Origin of the sequence: Oceaniovalibus guishaninsula JLT2003, assembly GCF_000299575.1 — a bacterium.
GTDB lineage: Bacteria > Pseudomonadota > Alphaproteobacteria > Rhodobacterales > Rhodobacteraceae > Palleronia > Palleronia guishaninsula.
Map to the genome: position 1 here is coordinate 164,701 of NZ_AMGO01000011.1, position 22,182 is coordinate 186,882.

The following is a 22,182-nucleotide window of genomic DNA, read 5'->3' on the forward strand; positions in this document are numbered from 1 at the left end:
CTATCCCGCCATGCGTTCTGCAAAGGACTTTTCGATGAAACCGGGCATGTGATCGCCCATGCCGACAACCTCGGTGCCATTCCGGTCGTGCCGGGGCTTGCGTTCGGAACGGGGCGCTTCCGCCTGCGCGGCGGCGGGACGTGGGGTCTCATCGACCTGCGGGGATGGCGCGGGCGCGGGGGCCGCTTCGGCATCGGCCGGACGGCGCCGGGTGCGGCTGCGGCGGGGCTTTTCCGTGTCCTCGGCCGGGGCGGTCTCGACCGACGGCGCATCCACCGCATCGCCCATGGGGCTTGTAAGACGCGGGATTTCCTTGCCCAGCAAACGCTCGACATCCTCGAGGTTCTTTTCGTCAGACGGCGTGCAGATCATGATCGCCTTGCCTTCCCGACCGGCCCGGCCCGTCCGTCCGATCCGGTGCACGTAATCCTCGGCATGGCTGGGCACGTCGAAGTTGAAGACATGGCTGACCGCCGGCACGTCGAGACCGCGCGCCGCGACATCGGACGCGACCAGAAACCGCAGATCGCCGGTGCGGAACCCGTCCAGCGTCCGCGTGCGCTGCGACTGTTCCAGATCGCCGTGGATCGGGGCCGCGTCATAGCCGTACTTGGCCAGCGACTTGGCGACGATATCGACATCCGTCTTGCGGTTGCAGAAGATGATGGCGTTCTTGCAGGCCGCCCCTTCGGCGTCGATCAGCGCGCGCAGAAGATTGCGCTTTTCCGACGGCTGGCGATCCTTGCGGCTGCCCTTAAACAGCACGACTCCCTGCGAAATCGTCTCGGACGCGGTGGCCTGACGCGCGACCTCGATGCGGACCGGATCGGTCAGGAAGGTGTTGGTGATGCGCTCGATCTCGGGGGCCATCGTGGCACTGAAGAACAGCGTCTGGTAGGGGCGGCGCAGAATGTTGAAGATCCGCTCGATATCCGGAATGAACCCCATGTCGAGCATGCGGTCGGCCTCGTCGACGACCATGATCTTGACATCGTTCAGCAGCAGCTTGCCCCGCTCGTGATGGTCCAGCAGGCGGCCCGGCGTCGCGATCAGCACGTCGACGCCGCGGTCGATCAACTGGTCCTGCTCCTTGAAGCTGACGCCGCCGATCAGCAACGCCTTGGTCAGCTTCACATGCGCCGAATAGGTGTCGAAATTCTCGGCCACCTGCGCGGCCAGTTCGCGCGTCGGACACAGCACGAGGCTGCGGGGCATGCGCGCCTTGGCGCGCCCGCGGGCAAGCTGGGTGATCATCGGCAGGGTGAAGCTGGCCGTCTTGCCGGTGCCGGTCTGCGCGATGCCCAGAACGTCGCGGCCGTCCAGAGCCGCGGGAATGGCGGCCTCCTGGATCGGGGTGGGCTGGGTATAGCCCGCCTCGTCGATGGCTTGCAGGACTTTCGGCCCCAGCTTGAGGTCAGAGAATTTTGTCATGTACATCCGCAGATTTGCGGACGTGTCATGGCCCGCGCGTTGGGGGACGGCCCGGATGGCCAGCCGTCCGCGACGGCGCTTTCCCGAATGAACGCTGACTAGCGCATCGCCCTGTCAAGGTCAATCTGCCGCCGGTGGTCGCCCCGATCAAGGTTCGGCGAGCAGGCCTTCGGCTTCGTCCGCGAAAGGCGCATCGGGATCGAGTTGAAGCGCGCGGCGCAGCCGGTCGGGTCCCGCCACGGTTTCACCCTGCGCCATCAATATCCGACCCAACCTGTAATTCGCCGTCGCATCGTCCGGTTTTGCGGCCAGCACCTTGTCGAACATGGTTCGCGCGGTGACGAGATCATCGGCATGAAAGCTCGCCCAGCCCAGGGTGTCGGCTACCTGCACCTCGTCTGGAACCTGCGCCGCAGCCTTCCGCGCAAGCTCGACGGCCCGGAATGGATCACTCTCGGTCAACAGCACGGCAAGGTTGTTTTGCGCTATCCAACCGCCGCGGTTGTTGTCGACAAGTGTCGAATAGGTCTCGATGGCCGCGTCGATGTCCCCGGCCGCCTCCTGCACACTGGCCAGCCACAGACGGTCGCGGTCGGTTGCGGCGGGGTCGTTCGCCACCTTTTCCGCATGGCTGCGGGCGGCAGGCAGATCGTTCGAGCGATAGGCAGCAAAGCTGGCGCCGCGCGAAAGCTCGACTTCGTCGGGAGTATCATCCAATGCGTTGCGATAGACAGTCAGCGCGTCGCCGAACCGTCCCTGCGCCGCCAGCATCTTGCCAAGATCGAGGACGATCGGTGTCCGGCGGGGAAATCGTACGGCCGCTGCGGTCAGGGTTGCGGTGGCCGCGTCGAGTTCGCCTGATTCCGCTTCGGCGCGGGCCTGGAGAAGATAGAGTTCGGGCGCATCGGGCGCGAGGCTCCGGGCCTTGGCGAAGGCCTTGGCCGCGTCCTTGGGGCGACCGATCGCGGCGTTGACATGTCCCAGTGCGGCCCACGCCTCGGGGCTGTCGGGATCCCCGGCCGTCGCCGTGTCGAGGATCGCCACCGCGACATCGCCTTCACCCCTGTCAAGATGCAGCTTGGCAAGACGCAGCGATGGAAACAGTCTGTCAGGAGGAGCGTCGGCGCGCGCTTCTTCGTAAAGCTGGATAGCTTTTGCAACGTTGGCGTCCCGCTCGGCTAGAAGGGCCAGATTTTCAGTTGCGCGCCATTGGTTCGGGTCACGCGCCAGGGCCTCGGCCCACGCAGCCTCGGCCGCGTCCCGGTTTCCCTGCAACAGACGCAGCTCGCCGATGGTCACGAGGGGTTCGGCGCTTTGCGTATAAAGCGCCGCCGCCTTGGTCAACGCAGCGATAGCCTCGTCGCCGCGGTCGAGATTGGCAAGCGCCATTCCCAGAAGGTGCCAGCCTTCGGCGCTTTCGGGGTGCGCGGCGACGATCCGGCGGGCCAGCGGCTCGGCCTCGGCCGATCTGCCCAGACCCACCAGTTCCGCGGCACGGATCATCTGGGCGGTGACGTTCACTCCGTCGTCGCCCCGCAGGATCGCCAGCGCACGAGGCGGGGGGGCCCCGTCGTGCTCGAACAGGGCGTCGAAGTCGGTCGTGGCCCCCAGGGCCGGGCCTCCGAGGGCGGCCACGAAAAGAACATGGATCAGGCGGAACGACGGAAGGTGCATCGCAAGGCAACTTTTGCTGAATGGATCGAGACTAGGACGAACCCACGCCGCGCGTCCAGCCGCTCGGCTCAGAAATGTTGACCAAGGGTAAGGTTATCTTTGCCGTAAGGTCAATTCGCTGTTAACGTTTCCGTATGCTGTCCCGGACGGACCCGCGATACCGGCGGCAGCAAGGCGCAAGTTGATGCTTGCGAGGGCTTTTGGTGCGTCCAACAGGGAAATTCAGGGTGAAGGACATGACAATCAAATTAATAAGGCGTTCGGCTGTCGGAGCCGCCTTCGGGGCGGGGATGCTGCTGGCGGCAGGGCTTGCTGCGGCCGACACGATTTCGCCGATGAGCTATACGAACGACGATCTGGCGGTCGGGGAAAGCGTCACCATCCAGAAGACCGTAGTGATCGAGGCTTCCGGCGCCACCGACGCGCTGATCGACGCCTTTTTCCTGATCGACACGACAGGCAGCATGGGAGACGAGGTCGAGGCCGCCAAGATTGCCGCCGCCGACCTGCTGACCGGACTGCGGTCCTTCGGCGATCTCAGCTCGGGCGTCGGCGTCTTCGGCGAACGCGCGCTGCTTTCAGACGCGATCCGCTCGGATCTGAACACCAACGACTCGATCACCACGACGGCCATTGCTGCGCAGGTCAATCTGGGCGACCCCGATGGCGGGTTCGACTTCCCGGAATCGTCCAACACGGCCATCGACCTGGTGGCGAACAACGCGTCGTTCCGGCCCGGATCAAACCGCTTCATCTTCGTGCTGGGAGACGCATCGGCCAAAGGCACACCGGATGCCGACGTAATCGCCAGTCTGGCCGCAAAGAACGTCAATCTGGTAGGTATCAACTTTGGCGGATCGGCTTTCGCCGACGACATCACCGATCTGGGCGGCACGGTGTTCTCCAGCGGGGCCGATGCCGATGAAATCGTTGCTGCGGTGACCGCAGGAATTTCGGCCGGGTTCGCCGAGTATAACAGCGTCACGGTGGGCGATCTGGGCGGCGGCGGCGTTATCGGCGTCAGCGCGGTCTGCACCGGCGCCGATATCGGCACCTGTTCGGGCGCCGAAGCGATGGGCGATTTCGACCGCGCAACCGACAGAACGTTCACCTTCGACGTGACGTTCACGCGCAACGCCGCTGGCGCTTCGACCTTCCCGACCTATGCGCTGGTCGATGGCGGCATCGTGGCACGCGAGACGGACAGTTTCGGCGACACGACGGCCCCGGTCATTCCGCTGCCCGCTGCTGGCTGGCTGATGCTTGGCGGGTTCGGCGCGCTGGCCGCGTTCCGCCGCCGCAAGCCTTAGGATCGCCGAAAGGCCGACGGAAGGCCCCCAGACAATGGGGGCTTTTTCTTTTTCAGACCATCATTTCCTTGGTGGCGGTCAGTTGCACCTCGGGATGATCGCGGCCGATCCGGTCGATATCCCATTGCAGGCGCGTCAGATAGACAAGATCGCCGTCGCTGTCATGGGCGACATGGCCCTTGTTGACCTTCACGAAGGCATCGACGGCCTCCGCAGGGCCCGACACCCAGCGGGCCGAGGTGAATTGCGACGGCTCGAACCGGACGGGCAGGCCGTATTCCAGCTCGATCCGGCTGGCCAGAACCTCGAATTGCAAGGCGCCTACGACGCCGACGATGAACCCTGACCCGAGCATCGGGCGAAACACCTTCGCGGCGCCTTCCTCGGCGAATTGGGTCAGCGCCTTTTCCAGATGTTTCGACTTCATCGGATCGCCCGCCCGGCAAACCTGAAGCAACTCGGGCGCGAAGGACGGAATGCCCGAGACGCGCAAGGCCTCGCCTTCGGTCAGCGTATCGCCGATACGCAACTGGCCGTGATTGGGGATGCCCATGATGTCGCCGGCCCAGGCTTCGTCCGCAAGTTCGCGGTCGGCGGCCAGGAACAGCACCGGATTGGTGATCGCCATCGGCTTTTTCGACCGCACATGCGTCAGCTTCATGCCCCGCTCGAAATGCCCGGAAGCCAGCCGCACGAAAGCCACGCGGTCGCGGTGCTTGGGGTCCATGTTGGCCTGCACCTTGAAGACGAAGCCGGTCACGGCGTCTTCCTCGGGCGCGATCTGGCGCGGCTGGGCCTTCTGCGGCTGGGGCTGGGGCCCGAATTCGCCGATCCCGTCCATCAGTTCGCGAACGCCGAAGCTGTTGATCGCGCTGCCGAACCAGATGGGCGTCAGCGTGCCGTCGAGAAATGCGCGCCTGTCGAAAGCAGGCAGCAATTCGCGCGCCATCTCGACCTCGTCGCGCAGGGTGGCCAGCAGGTCGGCGGGAACGTGGCGGGCCAGTTCGGGATCGTCCAGACCGTCGATCTTGATGCTGTCGGCAACACGGTTGCGGTCGGCGCGGTCCATCAGCTCCAGCCGGTCGTGCAGCATGTCGTAGCAGCCGATGAAGTCCCGCCCCGCCCGATGGGCCACGAGGCGGGCGTCACGTCGATGGCCAGGTTTTCCTGGATCTCGTCGATGATCTCGAACGTGTCGCGGGATTCGCGGTCCATCTTGTTGCAGAAGGTCAGGATCGGCAGGTCGCGCAGGCGGCACACCTCGAACAGCTTGCGTGTCTGGGATTCGACGCCCTTGGCCCCGTCGATCACCATGACGGCGGCATCCACGGCCGTCAGCGTGCGATAGGTATCTTCGGAGAAGTCCGAGTGGCCGGGCGTGTCCACAAGATTGAAGCGATAATCGCGGAAATCGAACGACATGGCCGATGCGCTGACGGAAATGCCGCGATCCTTTTCCATCTGCATGAAGTCCGACCGCGTGCGCCGCGCCTCGCCCTTGGCGCGCACCTGGCCCGCCATCTGGATGGCGCCGCCTAACAGCAGGAACTTTTCGGTCAGGGTGGTCTTGCCGGCATCGGGGTGGCTGATGATGGCGAAGGTCCGCCGGCGCGCAATCTGGGGCGGCAGGGCGGGGCGGTTCTGGTGCAGGGTATCGGGCATCGGTGCGATATAAGTCCTGCGTCCCGCCCGCGCAATCGGCGCTTGCCGGAAGGCGCCGAGGTGACAATAGTGCGAACATACATAGAACATTAGGGAGGGCACGCGATGGAACTGAAGGAAATTGCGCAGGCGCTGGTGGATGGGTGCCGCGAGGGCGGTCCGGCGGTGCGCCGCAATCTCGACCGGCTATATGCGCCCGACGCCGTGTCGGTCGAAGCGGCCGACATGGGCAACGGACGCGAAACGCATGGGCTGGACGGGATCCGCGGCAAGCACGATTGGTGGGACAGAGCGATGACCGAACATTCGTTATCCGTGACCGGCCCGTTCTGGCACGGCGACGACCGGTTCGCGGCAATGTTCGACGTGGACGCCACCGACAACGACAGCGGCAAACGCATGCGGATGCAGGAAATCGGGGTCTACCATGTCGAGAACGGCCGGATCGTGCGGGAAGAATTCTTCTATGCGGTGGACGAGTGAGAAGCTGGCCCGATCACACGAAAGGTCGTCGGCGGCCGCCCGAAGTGTCGAGGAATGCGGCAGAGGACATGCGATGACGCCCGTCGGCAAATCCGTTCCTGCGGGCTTTGCTGTCGATGCCGCCTCATGCCCGGACAAGGGTGGCGACCCTGCCTTCGGTTCCGTCCTGTGGCGCACGCTGGTCAGCGCGGACCGCACTCCCAGTGCCGGAATGGTTGCCGGTATGGCAATCCTCGGCCCAGGCGGCACACTGAACGCGCATCGCCATTCGCCGCCCGAAATCTATTTCGGTATCGAGGGGAATGGCGTGGTGCTGATCGACGGAGCCAGGCATCTCATCTCTTCCGGCGTGGCGGTCTATATTCCGGGAGATGCGGAACATTCGGCTGTCGCGGGGCAGGGCGGTCTGAGGTTCTTCTACGTCTTCCCAGCCGACCGCTTCGATGAGGTCGATTATCGCTTTTCCCCGCCACGCGATCCAGCTGTCATCTAGCTTCGCCTTTTCCGGGGGCGGCGCAGGTGCTAGCGCTGGGGCGAAACGGGATCGGGGATGGCGATGGATCTGGGCATATCGGGCAGGCGGGCGTTGGTGACGGCATCGTCGAAGGGGCTGGGGCTGGGCTGCGCGCGGGCGCTGGCGGCGGCGGGCTGCGATCTGGTGATGAACGCGCGCGGTGCCGACGCGTTGGAACGGGCGGCCGAGGCCATCCGCGACGAATTCGGCGTATCGGTCGAGACGGTCGCCTGCGACGTGACCACGGGCGACGGGCAGGCGCGGATTCTCGACATCGCCGCCGATCCGGACATCCTTGTCACCAATGCAGGCGGCCCGCCGCCGGGCAGGTGGTCGGACTGGACGCGCGACGACTTCATCAGGGCGCTCGATGCCAACATGCTGGCCCCCATCGCGCTGATGAAGGGCTGCCTGCCCGCGATGATCGACCGGGGTTGGGGCAGGGTGGTCAACATCACCTCGCAATCCGTCAAGGCGCCCATTCCGGCGCTGGGGCTGTCCAATTCCGCCCGCGCGGGACTGACCGGCTATGTCGCGGGCACGTCGCGGCAGGTGGCGCCGCACGGGGTGACGATCAACAACCTGCTGCCCGGCATCCACGACACCGACCGTGCCGCATCGCTGGACAAGGGCGTGATGGACGCGGAGGGCATCGACCGCGACGAGGCGCGCGCGCGGCGGCAAGCGACGATCCCCGCGCGGCGCTATGGCAGCCCGGACGATTTCGGCGCGGTCTGCGCTTTTGTCTGTTCCGTGCATGCAGGGTTCATGGTGGGGCAGAACGTGCTGCTGGATGGCGGCGCCACCAATGCCACGATCTGACCCGCGCGGTTGAGGTCGCGGCACGGTGCTGCTAGGCGATCCCCGACGCAAAGGGTCGGACTTCTCGCCATGTCATCGCAATCCGCCGTCCGGCTGCAGATAGACGGCCTCGGCCGGGCCTTTCAGGGCCGGCCGGTCGTGCGCGACGTCACGCTCAGCGTCGCTGCGGGGCAGGTGCTGTGCCTGCTGGGGCCGTCGGGCTGCGGCAAGTCCACGACGCTGCGCATCGTCGCCGGGGTGGACTGGCCCGATACCGGCACCGTCCGCGTTGATGGCCGCGTGGTCACGGGGGAGGGCCGGCGCGTCCCGCCCGAGGAACGGTCGGTCGGGCTGATGTTCCAGGACTTCGCCCTGTTCCCGCATCTGTCGGTGGCCGACAATGTGGGCTTCGGGCTGCGCGGCCCCAGGGCGCAGCGGCAGGCGCGCGTGCGCGAATTGCTGGAACGCGTGCATCTGGACAGCCACGCCGCGGCGTTCCCGCACGAATTGTCGGGGGGCGAGCAGCAGCGCGTGGCGCTGGTCCGCGCCATCGCACCCCGTCCGCGCGTCATGCTGATGGACGAGCCGTTCTCGGGCCTCGACAACCGCCTGCGCGACGGCATCCGGGACGAAACGCTTGCCGTGCTGAAGGAAGAGGGCACCGCCGTCCTGCTGGTCACGCATGAACCCGAGGAGGCGCTGCGCATGGCGGACGAGATTGCGCTGATGCGCGGCGGGCGGATCGTCCAGCGCGGCGCGCCCTACAACGTCTACAACAACCCCGCAGACCGCGAGGCGGCAGCGTTCTTCAGCGACATCAATGTCATCACGGGCGAGGTGAACGGTGCGCTGACCGAAACGCCGTTCGGCCGCTTTCTGGTGCCGGGCGGCGTGCAGGACGGCACGGTCGTCGATATCGTCATCCGTCCGCAGCATGTGCGCATCGACTTCGACCGCGAAGGCCGCGGCCCGTTGCCTACCCCGCAGGACGGCACGCCCGCCCGCGCGATCGTCGTGCGATCGCGTTTCATCGGCAAGGAAAGCCTGGTCGAGTTCCGGCTGGATCAGGACGGATCGCGGATGAGCGCGACGGTCCCTTCGGTGTTCCTGCCCAAGCCGGGAACCCCGCTGTGGCTGATGATCCGCCGCGACCGCTGCTTCGTCTTTCCCCGCAAATGACGCGTCCCCGTCCGCGCGCGGTCTTCTGGGCCGGCATCGCCGCGATCCTGACGCTGCTGCTGGCCGGGTTCGGCGGGCGTCTGCATCCGGCGGGCGATTCGCTGGCCGTCGCGCGCATCTGGCTGGTCGTGGCCGGGCTGATCTGGATCGGTGCCTTCGTCCTGCGCCATGCTGTGCGTTTGCGCGCGGCGCTGTCGCTGGGGGCGGTGCTGCTTGCGATTGCCGCGACGACATCGGCGGGCTGGCTACAGGTGGCGGGCCGGGCCGTCGGGCCGACGGTCTATCAGAAGAACATGTCCTTCCGCCTGCGGGACACCACGGCACTGGCCAACGACATCCTCGCCCTGCGGCCCGACATCGTGACCTTGCAGGAGATCGACGACGACAACGCCAGCCTGCGCCAGCAGATCTCGGCCGCGCTGCCATCGTGGCACCGTTGCGTCAGCGATACCGTGGGCGGCGAGGCGATCGCCACGCATTGGCCGGTGCTCGATCGTGCCTGCGGGCCGGGGGCCGCCGCCCTGCGCGTGCAAAGCCCCGCCGGCCCGCTCTGGATCGTGTCGGTGCATCTGCACTGGCCCTGGCCCGCCCGTCAGGCCCGCCAGGTCGCGGACCTGCTGCCCTGGCTGGAAACGCTGGACCGTCCGGTGATCGTCGCGGGCGATTTCAACATGGTGCCGTGGTCCTGGGCGGTCCGGTCCATCGCGCGGGCGACCGGCACCGCCCGCGCCGGCGCGCCGCTCCATACCTTCCGCGTGCGGAGCGTTGCGCCCGTCGCCATCGACAACATCCTGCTGCCCGGCGGAACCGGCCGTGCAGCGACCCGCCCGCCTCTCGGGTCGGACCATTGGGGATTGGTCGTCACGGCGACCGAAGAATAAAGCACACCTGCCGCCGAGCACGCGAGGGGCAATCGACCGGAACGCAAGGGAAAATGGCGGAGCGGACGGGACCGGAATCGGACGTTCTCCAGCTCATACTTCCATGGTACCGTCTGGAAAGAGCCTCTGCTCATAGGACGATAAGAGACAGGGAGGACGGCCGTGTTCCGTAACGCCCGCCGCAAGTCAGTACAGCAGTTTAGCACCGCCGAACCGTCCGCATCGGCAGAGTACAGGAAAAAGTCTCACGCTTACCTCTGCGTTGAAACTAGCCGATACTTTTTTCGAAAACTTTCCTCTGCTATCGTTCTCACTTTCGCGTTAATTATTATAGCAGCGGCCGAACCATCTAATGCGCAAGATACCACCGCAGAGGATGTCGCCTCAGCCATACTGAACAACGAGATTGATCGGTCCGCATCTCTTCTTACTCAAAATCAGGGGATTCTTAACGGTGCGGAGATCTTGCTCGCTATAGAAGCGGGCGTGCGTACTGGAGACTACACCATCCTCCAGAAGATACTTCAAGCCGCCGATTTAGAAAGCGAAAGCGCCTTTATTGCAGCTTTCGTTGCAGGACAAACGGTTAACGTAGATGCGATTCGAGAAATAGCATTAAGGAACGATGGCCTTATGAATAATGTGATGCTCGAAGCCGTGCTGGGGCTTCGGGTGCACCCAGAACAATCTCAGCCTTATCTAAAAGTGGCGATCTTGGAAAGATTGGGGCAGCTTGGCATTAATATGGAGAACATCACTTCTGATTTCATTTCAGCAGACGAGGTCGCTCAAGCCGAAAGTTGGGGCATACTTGGGCCGATTATGGAGCAACCGGTTGTCTCTGGCTTTGACGATCCAGTCCTCGTGGCGCTTCGAATACTCGTAGAAATGGGTGCGGATATAGAATCTCCGCATCTAAGTGGTGATCGAACGGCATTACAGCTGGCTATCGACGTGGGCGATCCGGTGCTGGTTCACGAAATAATTCGACTTGGCGCTGCACCGGGGGATAGTAGCCTACCCGTCATGTTCGATCTCCTCGTGTCGATGGCACGAAACGAACAGTGGCAGCGCTTCGACATATTATACAGTGAAAACGATCTGCCAGACGATATCATTCGAGGGCCGGACTCGGAAGGCCGGTATTTGCTTCCATATCTTATTAGACGCTCGGCGGGTGATCGTGCAATTTGGCTGCTCGGCAAGCGAGAGTTGCCAGCATCGGCCATCGGTTCGGGACAAGAGCGGCCTATAACGGCCGCCGCGCGTCTAGGCGATGTTGAACTGGTCTCTGCACTAGTGGCCAGAGGCGCTGACCCGCGTAAGACCGACCACGATTGGCCCCTACGCGCCGCTGCACGCGCATATCATTCTCAAGCGATGCTCCGCTTGGTGGCCGCAGGCGCCGATGTCAACGCTGTTGATCCGCAGGGGCGAAGCTTTCTGCACGGTTTCGTCCTAGCTTCAGACGGATATGAGGAGCCTATAAACTTCGCCGACCTTCGGGCCGTCCTCCCAGAGGTTGACGGGATTGTTGCAGCAGCCTTTGCTGCGGGTTTGAACCTAGACCTGAAAGACGCCATGGGGCGTACAATCCTTCATACGGCCTTTGGTATCGCTATCAAGGAGGGGCAGTATGGTTTTCTTAGTGTTCCAGGCACGCCGGACGAAGAGCGCATCTTTGAAGCCGAGCGACTGATCCGGTCGTTGGTAAGATACGGCGCGAAGATCGACGACCGAGCGATAGAAAAGGCGTTTTCCATCGGCAGCAGCAAGACGCTAGATCTTCTTCTTGAGCTAGGTGGCAGTCTCGATGTCGAGATCGATGGATCGCCCATGTTGCATTACGTTTTAACGACTGAGACCAATTTCGACACCTTCTGGCTTAATCCCGCCCTGTCACACGTTTTGGGGCTAGCCAGCCTGATCGACGCAGAGATGGCGTTAGTTCTGGTTTCCCACGGTGCGCCCACGCCACCAGTTGGTGCAGGAGCGCAGACTTACCTTTTAAATGCGGCAGCCTCAGGCAATCCAAAGTTGCTGAAAGCACTCCATAAAACTGGCTATAGCCATGATGGCATTCAGGATACGTTGATGGAGATCGCCTTATTCAACGGGGATAGCGCAATGGTCGAGGCTCTCGTGGGCTCGGGCGTGGATCCCTCGCATGTTGGAACTAAATTTTCTCGGAGTACAGCCCTACATCATCTGGTCGAGGCCGACACGCGCCAGACCGGAAACCGCCGCCCCATTCTCGGCAGTCGTCAGCAAAGCGCTGTAACTAGACTTCTTGAACTCGGGTTCGACATGGGCTTGCGGGATCGAAGCGGCAACACGGTGCTCGACCTTGCAGGGGCGAATGGACGAACGCAAGCAGCACTGATCGAGGCGATTGCGAACGTCGATAAGCCGTTGCCGCCGTTGCATGTAGCGGTGCAAGAACACGATATGGTCCGGCTTCAGGCTTTACTGGACGCATCCGAAAAAAATATCGATGGGTTGGACGGCCTCGGTCGTACTGCCTTGACGCTCGCGCTTCAAAAAGGGTTTCAGGAGGAGGCAATCTTATTGCTGCGGCGCGGCGCAGGGGTCGCCCTTGCGCCACGAAACGCCTATCAACTCTCAGATTTGAACTATGCGACGGACAACGCGACCGCAAATGCGTTTCTGGTGAACATGCTGCAGCGTCGGTTTGTCCGGAGGGGCGATGGCACGGCGCTGAATGCCCCTCAGACAGTAATTGACGCCTACGGAGCGGCTCGCTCCTTTGCTCTTCCCGAGCTCCGATGGGCTGTAACGTGTGAAAAACGTTGCACTCCGGCGCTCGACGAAATTCCGGCGTCTGGCATCATGAGTGAGTCGGAAATTCTAAGCCTACCCATCATTGCCGGCATTCGCTTCGTTTCACGGGCTAACGATGATGTGAATATACGGACCTACAGTCTTTCGGGATACTGGATCGACCACGTCCAACTCTCAGACATTTACACGGCAACTGAGGTCGGGGCTAGTCCGGTCCTACTGTCAGCTCGAGGCAACCTGACGATCCCTTCTTGTTCGTTCGACTTCGTAACAGATATGGTTTGCTCTCCGCAACTGACGGTTCGTAACCTTACGCGGTTGCCCAAAGATGGACAAGAGGGATCGCTTTTTCGCGGCCCCGTGCCAATCCTAGTGCGCCAAGGGACACAGTCCTATCCGCTTCGAGCTGGTGAGTTTCACGTTTTCGACCGGAGTGAGGGAGTGCTCGAAATTGTAGTCGGCCCGTTCACAACCAAGGAGTTCTCCATCGAGTTTGCCGTTGAGACCGACCCCGGAGAACGTTTCGATCTCAAGAGTGGCTTCGGTGCGAGGGAACGTTTGGATGCCTATGCGCAGCTTCGAACCCTTTTTGATCGATTGGAGCAACTTGATCCCTCCAACGGCGCCGCGGTCAAGTCGACTGCAGCAGCAATGAACGCCCTGTCCGCGTATATCGCGCGAGAAAAGTATCTTGAGAACGCCGTTGCCCGTACGCGCGAGCTTGCCAACGATATCGCAGGGCTCGACCAGTCTGTGCGCCTTGTTCGGGAACAAATTCAGGCCGGCTCCACGGCCTCTGCCGAGGACGTTCATTTCATAATCGCTCTAATCGACGAGATGCTGGAGGCCGCGGCTGGCAATCGCGAGGTGTTTGACTATATGCGGGAACGCCTGTTGGCTGTTGCGCGATCGCTGGAAGCAGGGTCCGCTGCGACTGCAGACCTGCGAGAGCAGCTCTTCACCGAAGTTGACCGCAAGATTCTGCTTTATCAGGTTTATGCGCTTGAAGTGGCACAGTTTGTGGGCCCCGACCTTCTGAGCGAAACACTGAAGCTGCCAGAGGCGACTCTTGCCGGTATCCAACAAAATACGGGAGCCGGCGACCGATGGATTTCCCGAACAGCAATGAATGGCACGGGGGATGCGCTAATTTCTACTATCGGGCTGAATTAAAAGGCGCCCTGCAAGGGGAAACGGAAATGATTCGAGTTCAACAGTCTATTATTGCCGCTGGGTTGTGGGCCTGCTTTGCTCATTCCGCCGCACATGCTGCCTGCGAACCGTCGTTCGGAGCCATGATGCTTGATTGGGTAGAGACCGAAGCTAGGGATCAATCGCGCGAACTCGCAGAAATGGACTATCGGAATCGCGTTTTTAACTACCATCTCATCGGTCATGAGCGGGTCCAGGAGCGGCTCGAACAGATTTCAAGGGATCTAATCGACGCTACGGCAATGATTCGGTCCCAGGAGGTGGGACTGGATGATAACTCGCTCGCCACACTTCTCCGCCGCGAGCAGGCCGCGCAGGCCGCCTTTGGCATTCTACTTTCCATCAGGCAGAGTCTAGATTTTTCTAAACTCACGCTTTCTGCCCTGGGCCAGGAATTCTCACCAGTCATGTTGCAAGAAGACGGATTGGGTCATGTAGGGAGATCGACGCTGATTGCGGATCTACTAGCACTTTCGGAGGCGGCAAACGAGTCTCTTAACGCGCGCTTCGGTTTTTTCATTGTCGTAAGGATGGATGAGGAAGGGAACGTAGTTGGTGGCGAAGGCGATATGGGAGATATCGACTCGAACGGCGCACTCAGTGAGGACCAGAAAGACGCGAAGGAAGTTTCCACGGCTCTTCTCAGTATAGCGATTAGTACTGGAAATCCGTATCTCGCCATTCCGTACATCGTAATGGGTTGGGTGGAGGGATACGAGGAAAAAGAATGTCGCCGCCGCATCAGAGGGCAGATACGCTTCTTGCTAGAGGCACTGGATCTACTTCCCGATAAGCTGATCACGCGACCCGAGCAGGCGGTCATGTTCGCCAGAGTTCATGCAGAGTCGCTGAGGGCCTTCGAGCCCGTGCATGCCGAAATGGAAGCGCTTACCCACGATCTGAAGGCTGAGTGGGCGGCACTGTTCGGCTACAACCTTTTGCGCCGCAAGCAGACGGCGCGACAGTTGACCGCGGCAGTGGTAGCAAGGATTGGCGATCTCTACGGCACCGACGCGACGGTGACTTCGATCGTCAACAACGTTCGGCTATCGGAGGTCGCAGGCTCCATCGCTGATTTATATGCCTTCTTGGCGCGTCGCGAGGCGGTGCTGCTGGCCTCCTGTTTCGACGTCGATGGACTGTCGGCGTTGGAAGATTTCGAGGACGGGGCCATGCTTATGCGGGAGACATTGGAGACCTACCAAAGCTACGCGTCGCTGGCGCCGATCGGTGACGTGATCGACTTCTCGCTGCAGCGGGTCGAAGATTCGAGAGAAAACCGCCTTTTCCAGTTGGACGGTCTTCGCGCACGCCCCTGCAAGGCGCTGACGGAGCCGACATTTACCTTTCCCCCAGCACACCGAGCGCCAAGACTCCCGTACAACCAAGTGCCCGGACACAGCATTCCGGTGCAGACAGGCGGGCCGGAGCGTCTCATCCGCGTTCAGGCAGGCGGCGGCGGAGCATGCATTACCTATCAAGCAGGCGACCTCTTCCTTTGCCGGGGTGACGACGCCGGTGGAACCTACTATGGCGACCAGTTTTCCGATGGTTCCGGAAATCCGACGGTAGACATACTTCGAAGCTCCAACGATGGGGGGTATAGGGGGCGCATCCGCGCGGTGGCACAGGAGGTGGAACAAATGATCTCGGGAGTGGAGGCCCGTATCGAGACCTTGAGGAAAAGCGCTGATGCGGGTCAGGCCTTCCTGCCCAGATGGACTGGCCAGAACTCTTCAACCATCAGCGCGGCTCGCGTGCAAGCGGCGGGGCGGACTGCAGCAATTATCCAAGATCGTCAAGAATTTATAGGAAAGACCGGCGACGGCGTGGCGCTATCGGAAGACATTTTGACCAGGCTCCAGACGACGGGCGTCGATTCCGCTTTGACGTCTGCCATCGTTGAGCAGGCTGGCGGCGGAGATGTACTGCTCAGCAACATTCCGGCCAGCGCCTATCTACCGAATGCCCCAAACCCGGTTGGCGTCGAAGTGAATAAAGAGTTCGTCGCGCAACCAGGCGATCCGCGCGCTAACGCCATTTTGCGGGAAGCGGCTAAGGTCAGAATGGCGCTCCCGCTCTTATCCCCAGCGCGATCTGTTGCCCTAAGCACATTGGAGACTGCTGACCGCTTTGCCAAAGGAGGAGCAGTCGAGATCGCAGACCTCCTGCTTAATGACGCCCGCTCACTTCGATACTTTGAATCGGGACTCATTTCGGAGTTTTCAATACATGTCTTGGATCCGATAAGCGGCAACATTCTCCGGAGGGAACTTTCAGCGGCATCAGATTTACCGGAGACGTCAATATTGGCCATAGCCGAGACCTTCGAACGGAATCGTTCGGCCCAAGCGGCGCTTTCAAGTTCGCTCCGACCCGTCTTAAGTTCCACAGGTCAGTCGCGACGCTTAGAAGCGCTAGATCATGCCGATGAAGTGCGGGCGATCGCTCAGGCCGAATTCTACTCTGGTAACCTGCACGATGGTCGTGCGCTCATGGACTTAAGTGGTAGTCTGCTTGACTTGGCCACTGCACTGACGCCGGGCATTAGCTTAGCCAGAGATTTTTATGAAGCGGTGTCGGGAACCGATATGATCACTGGCGAGGAACTGTCGGAGATTGCTCGCACCATGGCGGTGTTGGGCGTAATGACCGCAGGTATCGCTAGTAAGGGCAAGCTTTTCCTAAAAGTGATTGACAAACTGAACGAGGCCGGGGTGGCGGGAAGGCGGGCGGAAAAAATATTCGATCGTGCGTTGGAGATTGATAGCGTTCGCTTGCCTTGGGAGGATTCAAAGAGCCTTCACGCAGAGCTGCGGCAATCCGCGGAAGGCGGTTTTGACCATCTTGGAAAGTGGATTGACGGGCGCAATATTGATGAGGGTCTCATTGACGAAGCTCTCAACCAAGGTGACCGCTTCTACGACAGCGTTAATGAAAGTCTGCTATTCCTTCAAAGCGGGGTTCCTACAGGCGCGCGGCGAGCGGGGGTCACCGTCGATGTTGACAATGATGTTATTAGCACGGTGCTATGGGAGACGAAGACTAACGCTGAGATTTTAAGCGAAAAGACGGACGATGGTCTCAGATGGTTCGTCGAGATCCCAAGAGAGCCCTAGTCCAACTCAGCAATCTAGCCTACCTTTAAACCCCAGAAGGACGTTTGATCGGCGGCGAAGTAGCCGTCAGCGGCCCGGAAATACCCCTGTAGCTCGACGGTGTCGCCCGCGGTGAGGAACACCATGGTTTGCAGCCAGAGGGCCGTCGCCTCGGAGACATGCTCGCCGCTGATCTCGCCGAACGAGCCGGGGATTTCGGTCGTGCCGTTCAGCACGAGACGCCCCCGCATGCGCGCGGTCGTGCTGGCGTTGACCTTGTAGAGAAGCGTGGCGCCGAAGAGGTAGGTGCCGTCGACAGGCGCCACGAAGTGGTTGTTCCCGGCGTCGAACACGCCCTGATCGTTGACGTCTGTGTTGTTCAGGCCGATCTTCGTCCAGGTCCCGACGCCAACGTAATTGTCGTAGTTCGTGTACGCCTTGAACCGCGGCAGCTGGGGCTGGTCGACGATGCCGGTGGCGTTGTCGACGCTGAGCCCGTCGAAGAAGGTGATGCCGTCGGCCGAGACCGCGAGCCGGAAGCGGTCCGAGCCGAACAGCCCGACCAGCGCCTTCGTCACGAAGCCGGTCTGCAGCGTCAGGCCGAGATCGTCGCCCGTGGCCTCCTTGTTCATGGTATAGAACAGATCGCCGGTGCCACCCTCGGCCATGGTCTTCGCCGTCCAGAGCGCCGCGTTCAGCTTGGCCGAAAACGGGTTCGACGCGTCCGCGGTGGTGCCGAGCCCCAGCAGCGCAAGGCTTTGCAGCGCGTCCGGCGTGGTCCCGATCCATCCCGAGCCATCGTAGACGAGCAGCAAGCCCTCGTCCTCGACCCATGCGCGCCAGCCGGTTCGCGGTGGCAGCCGCAGCCATGCGCCGTCGGTCCAGAGAGCGACGTTCAGGTCCCAGCCCGCCCAGTCGCCGGTGGCGCCCGAGCCGACGATGTATCGCTCACCATCGGCGGGACTGCCGGGCGGCGCGGTCAGGTCCCGGTCGAGCACGGAGAGCTGGACGAGCCCGTCGAGGATCCGCAGCGCCTCATTGTGGGTGACGTGCTTCTGGGCCTGCGCCGCCAGGATGTAGGGGAGCAGCAGATGGGTCGTGGTGTCGGACATGGGCGGTCTCCAGAACGAAGAACGCCGCCTGCATGGCAGGCGGCGAGCAATGGCGCGGCGATGGGCGGTGGCGGGCTACCCGCGTTCGGGTTTCTCCGCCGGAATGGCCGAGAGAACCGGGTCGGGCTTCGGCGCGTCCCACTTCGCGGTCATCGCGGCCCAGCGATCGATCTCGGCCCGAAAAGCGGGATCGTCGATCCTCAGATGGAAGTTGTAGAGCCGGTCCACGATCTCGCGCATCAGCGCGCGCATCTCGTCGTCATTGATCCGCGAGACCTCGGACCACGGAATACGGTTTCCGTCCGCGTCCACGACGACAACGTCGCTACCGTCACCAGCGTGCGAGACTGGCGTCAGGCCGGCATGCAGGGTCTCAAGCTGCGTGTTGCGCACGCAGGCCACGGCTATCACTCTGGCAAGTTGGGCGGCAATCCGGTCTTCGTCTTCGGGGCGCATGTCCCGAGCCTACGCCGGAGAGCGCGCGGCCGGCCAGAACTCGTTGCGCCGTCTCAGAAGCTCAGCGTCACGGACTTGGGCGCGCCTTGCCCGACGGGCGCGGAGAGCTGGTAGATGCGGATATTGAGCGTGTCGCCGGGGGCGAGCGGCGCGCCCCAGTCGGCGGTCTGCTGGGCGCTGGTGTAAACGGCGCTGGTGGTGTTCGCGCTCAGCACGCGCGTCACGGTGGCGCCGTCGAGGATCTCGACCTCGTAGGCTTCCAGGTCCTCGCCGAGCGGCACCTCGAGCCCGCCCCAGCTGTCGGCCGCGAGCGTGCGGGACCGGCGCGTCCAACGGATCGTGAGATCGCCGGGCGCGCGGGGACGACGCCACGGCTGCTCGACATGCGCGACGGAGAACGGCCGCAGCCCGACGCCTGCGGGCATGAAAGATTGCGCCAGATAGGTCTCGTCGCTGACCGGGCGGCTCGCCGGGCCGATGCGCCAGTTCCAAGGGATGCCGAGATCGACTTCCGCGATGGGCAAGGAGGCGAGGCTGTCGTCGAGCACCACCACCCGAGCGCCAGCGGGCGTCGGATTGCCCATGGCGCCTTCGGTTCCGCGCTGTCCGCGCAGGAGTCGGGTCAGTCGATACCGGCCAGGGGCGATCAGTTCCGCCGCGCCCGCCTGCACGATCTCCCAGACGCCGGGCGCGCTCTCGATGGCGAGCGCGTTCGCGCCGCCGAAGAGGGTCAGGTCGGTGACACTCTCCAAAGTGCCCGAGAGCAGATCGACCACCAGGACGTTGCCGAGATCGAAGCGTGACGTCTGCCCCGCGTAGAAGTCCGAGACCAGCGCGCCGATCCGGGCCCGCGTCCCGAAGCGGGTGAGCAGTTGGAAGCCGTCCGTCGAGGGGCTGCGGAACACCGCCATTTCGCCCGGCCAGGGAACGGCGTGCGCTGCGGCGAAGGGGCGATGCGCGGCCTGATCCTCGGTCAGTTGCGGCAGATCCAGGATCACCGCCTCGGGCGCGCCGAACACCACGGCCTGCGAGAGCGCCGAAGGCCGCGGCGCGCCGGGCGGCAGGTCGTAGGCCTCCCGGTCCTGGCGGATGGCTTCGACGCCCCGTGCATCAGCGTCGGCGATGGAGAAGACCCGCAGAGGGACAGCACGCCCGTCATGGACGAACGACACGACATCGGCCGGGTCGAGCGCCAGCCGCGAAGGAGGTAGGCGAAACACCGCGCTCTCGCGGCCGGTCCAGGCTTCCATGAGGGCGCGGCGGCAGCGGCGTTCGGCCTCCTCGGGCGGCACCGCCATCGGGAAGGACTCGGAGGCGATCCGGGTCGTGTCCACGGTGATGCGCCGGGCCTCGACCTGAGCCGCATCGTAATCCTCGTCGGCGCGGGCGACCTGCCATTTCAGGGCCTGCGGCAGTTCGGTCTCCTGGCCTCGGGTCAGTTCGAGAACGTCGCCCTCGCCGGCGGCGACGAGATCGTCTGGCGAGACGCTCGCGACCGCCGCGCGGCCGCGCATGGCGAAGCGGATCACGCCTTCGGTTTCGACGGCGTCGAAGCCGAAATGGCGCGCGAGCGTGGTGATCGACGCGCGCGGGCTCTCCAGCGCGGTGATGGCGAAGCCTTCGACCGCGCCCCAGAGACCGTTGACGTCGATGCGAGACTCGGCGAGCCCGGCGCGCAGGCAGAGATGCCGCACGAGCGCCGCGAGCGACACCGCGCCGAGCCGCCCTGTCAGCCAGTGGCCGAGGCGCCAGTTCGCGCCATCCGTCCAGACGTCGGTCAGCGCCGGGAAGAAGGGATAGGGCCGCGCGTCCCAGGTCCAGGCAGCACATTCCGGCACATGCACCATCCGGCCGCCGTAGACCACGGAAAGCGGGTTGTTCGCCGCGTCGCCCCAGAACAGGTAGGTCGCCTCGATATAGGCGCGCTGGATCGCATCGTCCCGCCAGCCGCGCGAGAAGTGCGGCACGAAGCTCTCGGAGGATTTCGGGTCAAAGAAGACGTTGGGTTGGTTCGTGCCGCGGTCGATAGCCGGGCATCCGAGCTCGGTGAACCAGATCGGCTTCGACTCCGGCGCCCACGCGGTCGGCGTCCCGCTCTCCACACCGCCCGGGCGGTCGTAATGCGGGTTCGACCACCAGCTGCGCAGATCCTTGTAGCGGAACACCCATGGCTTGCCGGCGGCGCCATCCGTGATCGGCGTGCGGACCTGCGCCGAGCGATCGGCGGCGCTGGCGTAGAACCAGTCGAAGCCCTCGCCGCCCGCGATGTTCCCCTGCAGGTAGGCGCGGTCGTAGATCGCTGGCCAGCCCTCGGCGGCATCCGCATGCTCGAACCCGTCACGCCAGTCCGACAGCGGCATGTAGTTGTCGATCCCGATGAAATCGACGTTGCCGTCCGCCCAGAGCGGATCGAGGTGAAAGAACACGTCGCCCGAGCCGTCACTGGGCTGGTGACCGAAGTATTCCGACCAGTCGGCAGCATAGCTGATCGCCGTTCCCGGCCCGAGGATGCTGCGCACGTCGGCCAACAGAGCGCGAAACGCCTGCACCGCAGGATAGCTGGACGCGCCCGAGCGGATCGTGGTCAGCCCGCGCATCTCGGTCCCGATCAGGAAGGCGTCGACGCCGCCCGCCGCTGCGCAGAGATGCGCGTAGTGAAGCACCATGCGGCGCAGACCCCAGTCGCCCGCCGCGCCAGTCCAGGAGACGGTCTCGCCCGAGACCGCGAAGTGTGATGGGCTGGCGCTGCCGAAGAAAGCCGAGACCTGCGCGGCCGCCGCGGATGTCTTGTCCACGCTGTCGGTGTAGCCTGCGGCGGGCGAGCAGGTGATCCGGCCGCGCCAGGGAAAGACCGGCTGGCCCGTCTCGGCGGCGTTGTCGGAATACGGGTTGGGCAGGGTGTTGCCGGGCGGCACGTCCATCAGGATGAACGGATAGAAGGTCACGCGCAGGCCGCGCGCCTTCATCTCCTTGATTGCCTGCACGACCGCGAAGTCGGCCGGCGTGCCGCCATAGACGGGACGGTCCCGGTCATCACGGCTGACAAGATGGGCGGCCGCGCGGGACACGCCGTTCACGGACCACGTCTGCGGGCTCGTGGTCTTCTCGGACACCTCAACGCCGGGGCGGATCGTGCAGTCGCCTGCGCGCAGGTCGCTCCCGAACCAGGCCACCACAAGGCTGACACTTTCCACCTTCGGCGCCATGGCCTGTAGCCGGTCCAGCGCCACTACCATGTCGGCGGTGTCCGAGAGCGCGTTCAGGTTCTCAGGAGTCTGCGCCCCGCCGCTGCCTTTGCGGATGCCCTGCGTCGCGTAGGTGAACTCGCCCGAGGCCGGGATCATCGTGACGGCGCGGGTCAACCCCTCGGCGGTGTCGGGATCGGCGAGCGGCCGGAACACCTCGAAGGAAAGCTGCGGCAGGCGGTTGCCGTAGGTCGAGAGCGCCAGCTCCTCGAAGACGACATAGGCGGTGCCCCGATAGGCGGGCGTGCTGGCCGCGCCCATCTTCGCGGCGATGAACGGGTCAGCGGTCTGGGTCTCGTCGCCGGGATACCAGCGCCAGCTG

General features: G+C 63.4%; 13 protein-coding genes and 1 pseudogene. 8 read left to right on the top strand and 6 right to left on the bottom strand.

Annotation, left to right across the window (positions count from 1 at the left end; all coding sequences use genetic code 11):
• Together OCGS_RS04365 and OCGS_RS04370 are read right to left on the bottom strand one after the other, a co-directional pair.
• Entirely contained in the window at positions 1-1,431 is a 1,431-nt protein-coding gene (locus tag OCGS_RS04365) for a DEAD/DEAH box helicase (RefSeq protein ID WP_007426021.1), read from the bottom strand.
• Between the two features lie 147 nt (positions 1,432-1,578).
• Positions 1,579-3,105, bottom strand: coding sequence for a tetratricopeptide repeat protein (locus tag OCGS_RS04370; protein WP_007426022.1), 1,527 nt, complete (start codon positions 3,103-3,105; stop codon positions 1,579-1,581).
• A gap of 236 nt (positions 3,106-3,341) precedes the next feature.
• Here OCGS_RS04370 and OCGS_RS15410 point away from each other — a divergent pair, with 236 nt between their 5' ends.
• Positions 3,342-4,415 (top strand): VPLPA-CTERM sorting domain-containing protein, encoded by a 1,074-nt coding sequence (locus tag OCGS_RS15410; RefSeq protein ID WP_083848194.1) that lies wholly within the window; start codon positions 3,342-3,344, stop codon positions 4,413-4,415.
• A 52-nt stretch (positions 4,416-4,467) separates the two neighbouring features.
• Here the strand turns inward: OCGS_RS15410 and OCGS_RS04380 are convergent.
• Positions 4,468-6,077, bottom strand: a pseudogene (locus tag OCGS_RS04380) (peptide chain release factor 3).
• 105 nt (positions 6,078-6,182) lie between these two features.
• On the opposite strand from OCGS_RS04380, the gene OCGS_RS04385 reads away from it, so the two are divergent.
• The 7 genes from OCGS_RS04385 to OCGS_RS04415 all read left to right on the top strand — a co-directional run bounded on the left by OCGS_RS04385 (position 6,183) and on the right by OCGS_RS04415 (position 17,068).
• Positions 6,183-6,560 (top strand): nuclear transport factor 2 family protein, encoded by a 378-nt coding sequence (locus OCGS_RS04385; protein WP_007426026.1) that lies wholly within the window; start codon positions 6,183-6,185, stop codon positions 6,558-6,560.
• 73 nt (positions 6,561-6,633) lie between these two features.
• Positions 6,634-7,053, top strand: coding sequence for a cupin domain-containing protein (locus OCGS_RS04390; RefSeq protein WP_007426027.1), 420 nt, complete (start codon positions 6,634-6,636; stop codon positions 7,051-7,053).
• A gap of 63 nt (positions 7,054-7,116) precedes the next feature.
• Positions 7,117-7,896: an SDR family oxidoreductase gene (locus OCGS_RS04395; RefSeq protein WP_040610525.1), complete on the top strand. Its 780-nt coding sequence runs from the start codon at positions 7,117-7,119 to the stop codon at positions 7,894-7,896.
• A gap of 69 nt (positions 7,897-7,965) precedes the next feature.
• A complete protein-coding gene (locus OCGS_RS04400) occupies positions 7,966-9,054 on the top strand; it encodes an ABC transporter ATP-binding protein (RefSeq protein ID WP_007426029.1) in 1,089 nt (362 codons plus the stop codon).
• Positions 9,051-9,935, top strand: coding sequence for an endonuclease/exonuclease/phosphatase family protein (locus OCGS_RS04405; RefSeq protein WP_007426030.1), 885 nt, complete (start codon positions 9,051-9,053; stop codon positions 9,933-9,935). The genes OCGS_RS04400 and OCGS_RS04405 overlap by 4 nt, the downstream gene beginning before the upstream one ends.
• 162 nt (positions 9,936-10,097) lie before the next feature.
• Positions 10,098-13,910, top strand: a complete 3,813-nt coding sequence (locus OCGS_RS04410; RefSeq protein ID WP_007426031.1) for an ankyrin repeat domain-containing protein — start codon at positions 10,098-10,100, stop codon at positions 13,908-13,910.
• A complete protein-coding gene (locus OCGS_RS04415; protein WP_083848195.1) occupies positions 13,844-17,068 on the top strand; it encodes a pre-toxin TG domain-containing protein in 3,225 nt (1,074 codons plus the stop codon). Before OCGS_RS04410 ends, OCGS_RS04415 begins: the two co-directional genes overlap by 67 nt.
• Positions 17,069-17,082: 14 nt before the next feature.
• On the opposite strand, the gene OCGS_RS04420 is transcribed toward OCGS_RS04415, so the two are convergent.
• The 3 genes from OCGS_RS04420 to OCGS_RS04430 form a co-directional block, all read right to left on the bottom strand.
• Positions 17,083-18,159 (bottom strand): DUF2793 domain-containing protein, encoded by a 1,077-nt coding sequence (locus OCGS_RS04420; protein ID WP_007426033.1) that lies wholly within the window; start codon positions 18,157-18,159, stop codon positions 17,083-17,085.
• A 75-nt stretch (positions 18,160-18,234) separates the two neighbouring features.
• Positions 18,235-18,615, bottom strand: a complete 381-nt coding sequence (locus tag OCGS_RS04425) for a hypothetical protein (protein ID WP_040610493.1) — start codon at positions 18,613-18,615, stop codon at positions 18,235-18,237.
• A 53-nt stretch (positions 18,616-18,668) separates the two neighbouring features.
• Positions 18,669-22,182 (bottom strand): baseplate multidomain protein megatron (locus OCGS_RS04430; RefSeq protein WP_040610495.1); only part of this gene is annotated, 3,514 nt, incomplete at its 5' end.

What these genes read in the sequence shown, in the direction of transcription:
- OCGS_RS04365 (WP_007426021.1), bottom strand. Translation starts at nt 1,431, where the DNA reads ATGACAAAATTCTCTGACCTCAAGCTGGGGCCGAAAGTCCTGCAAGCC.
- OCGS_RS04370 (WP_007426022.1), bottom strand. Translation starts at nt 3,105, where the DNA reads ATGCACCTTCCGTCGTTCCGCCTGATCCATGTTCTTTTCGTGGCCGCC.
- OCGS_RS15410 (WP_083848194.1), top strand. Translation starts at nt 3,342, where the DNA reads ATGACAATCAAATTAATAAGGCGTTCGGCTGTCGGAGCCGCCTTCGGG.
- OCGS_RS04385 (WP_007426026.1), top strand. Translation starts at nt 6,183, where the DNA reads ATGGAACTGAAGGAAATTGCGCAGGCGCTGGTGGATGGGTGCCGCGAG.
- OCGS_RS04390 (WP_007426027.1), top strand. Translation starts at nt 6,634, where the DNA reads ATGACGCCCGTCGGCAAATCCGTTCCTGCGGGCTTTGCTGTCGATGCC.
- OCGS_RS04395 (WP_040610525.1), top strand. Translation starts at nt 7,117, where the DNA reads ATGGATCTGGGCATATCGGGCAGGCGGGCGTTGGTGACGGCATCGTCG.
- OCGS_RS04400 (WP_007426029.1), top strand. Translation starts at nt 7,966, where the DNA reads ATGTCATCGCAATCCGCCGTCCGGCTGCAGATAGACGGCCTCGGCCGG.
- OCGS_RS04405 (WP_007426030.1), top strand. Translation starts at nt 9,051, where the DNA reads ATGACGCGTCCCCGTCCGCGCGCGGTCTTCTGGGCCGGCATCGCCGCG.
- OCGS_RS04415 (WP_083848195.1), top strand. Translation starts at nt 13,844, where the DNA reads ATGGATTTCCCGAACAGCAATGAATGGCACGGGGGATGCGCTAATTTC.
- OCGS_RS04420 (WP_007426033.1), bottom strand. Translation starts at nt 18,159, where the DNA reads ATGTCCGACACCACGACCCATCTGCTGCTCCCCTACATCCTGGCGGCG.
- OCGS_RS04425 (WP_040610493.1), bottom strand. Translation starts at nt 18,615, where the DNA reads ATGCGCCCCGAAGACGAAGACCGGATTGCCGCCCAACTTGCCAGAGTG.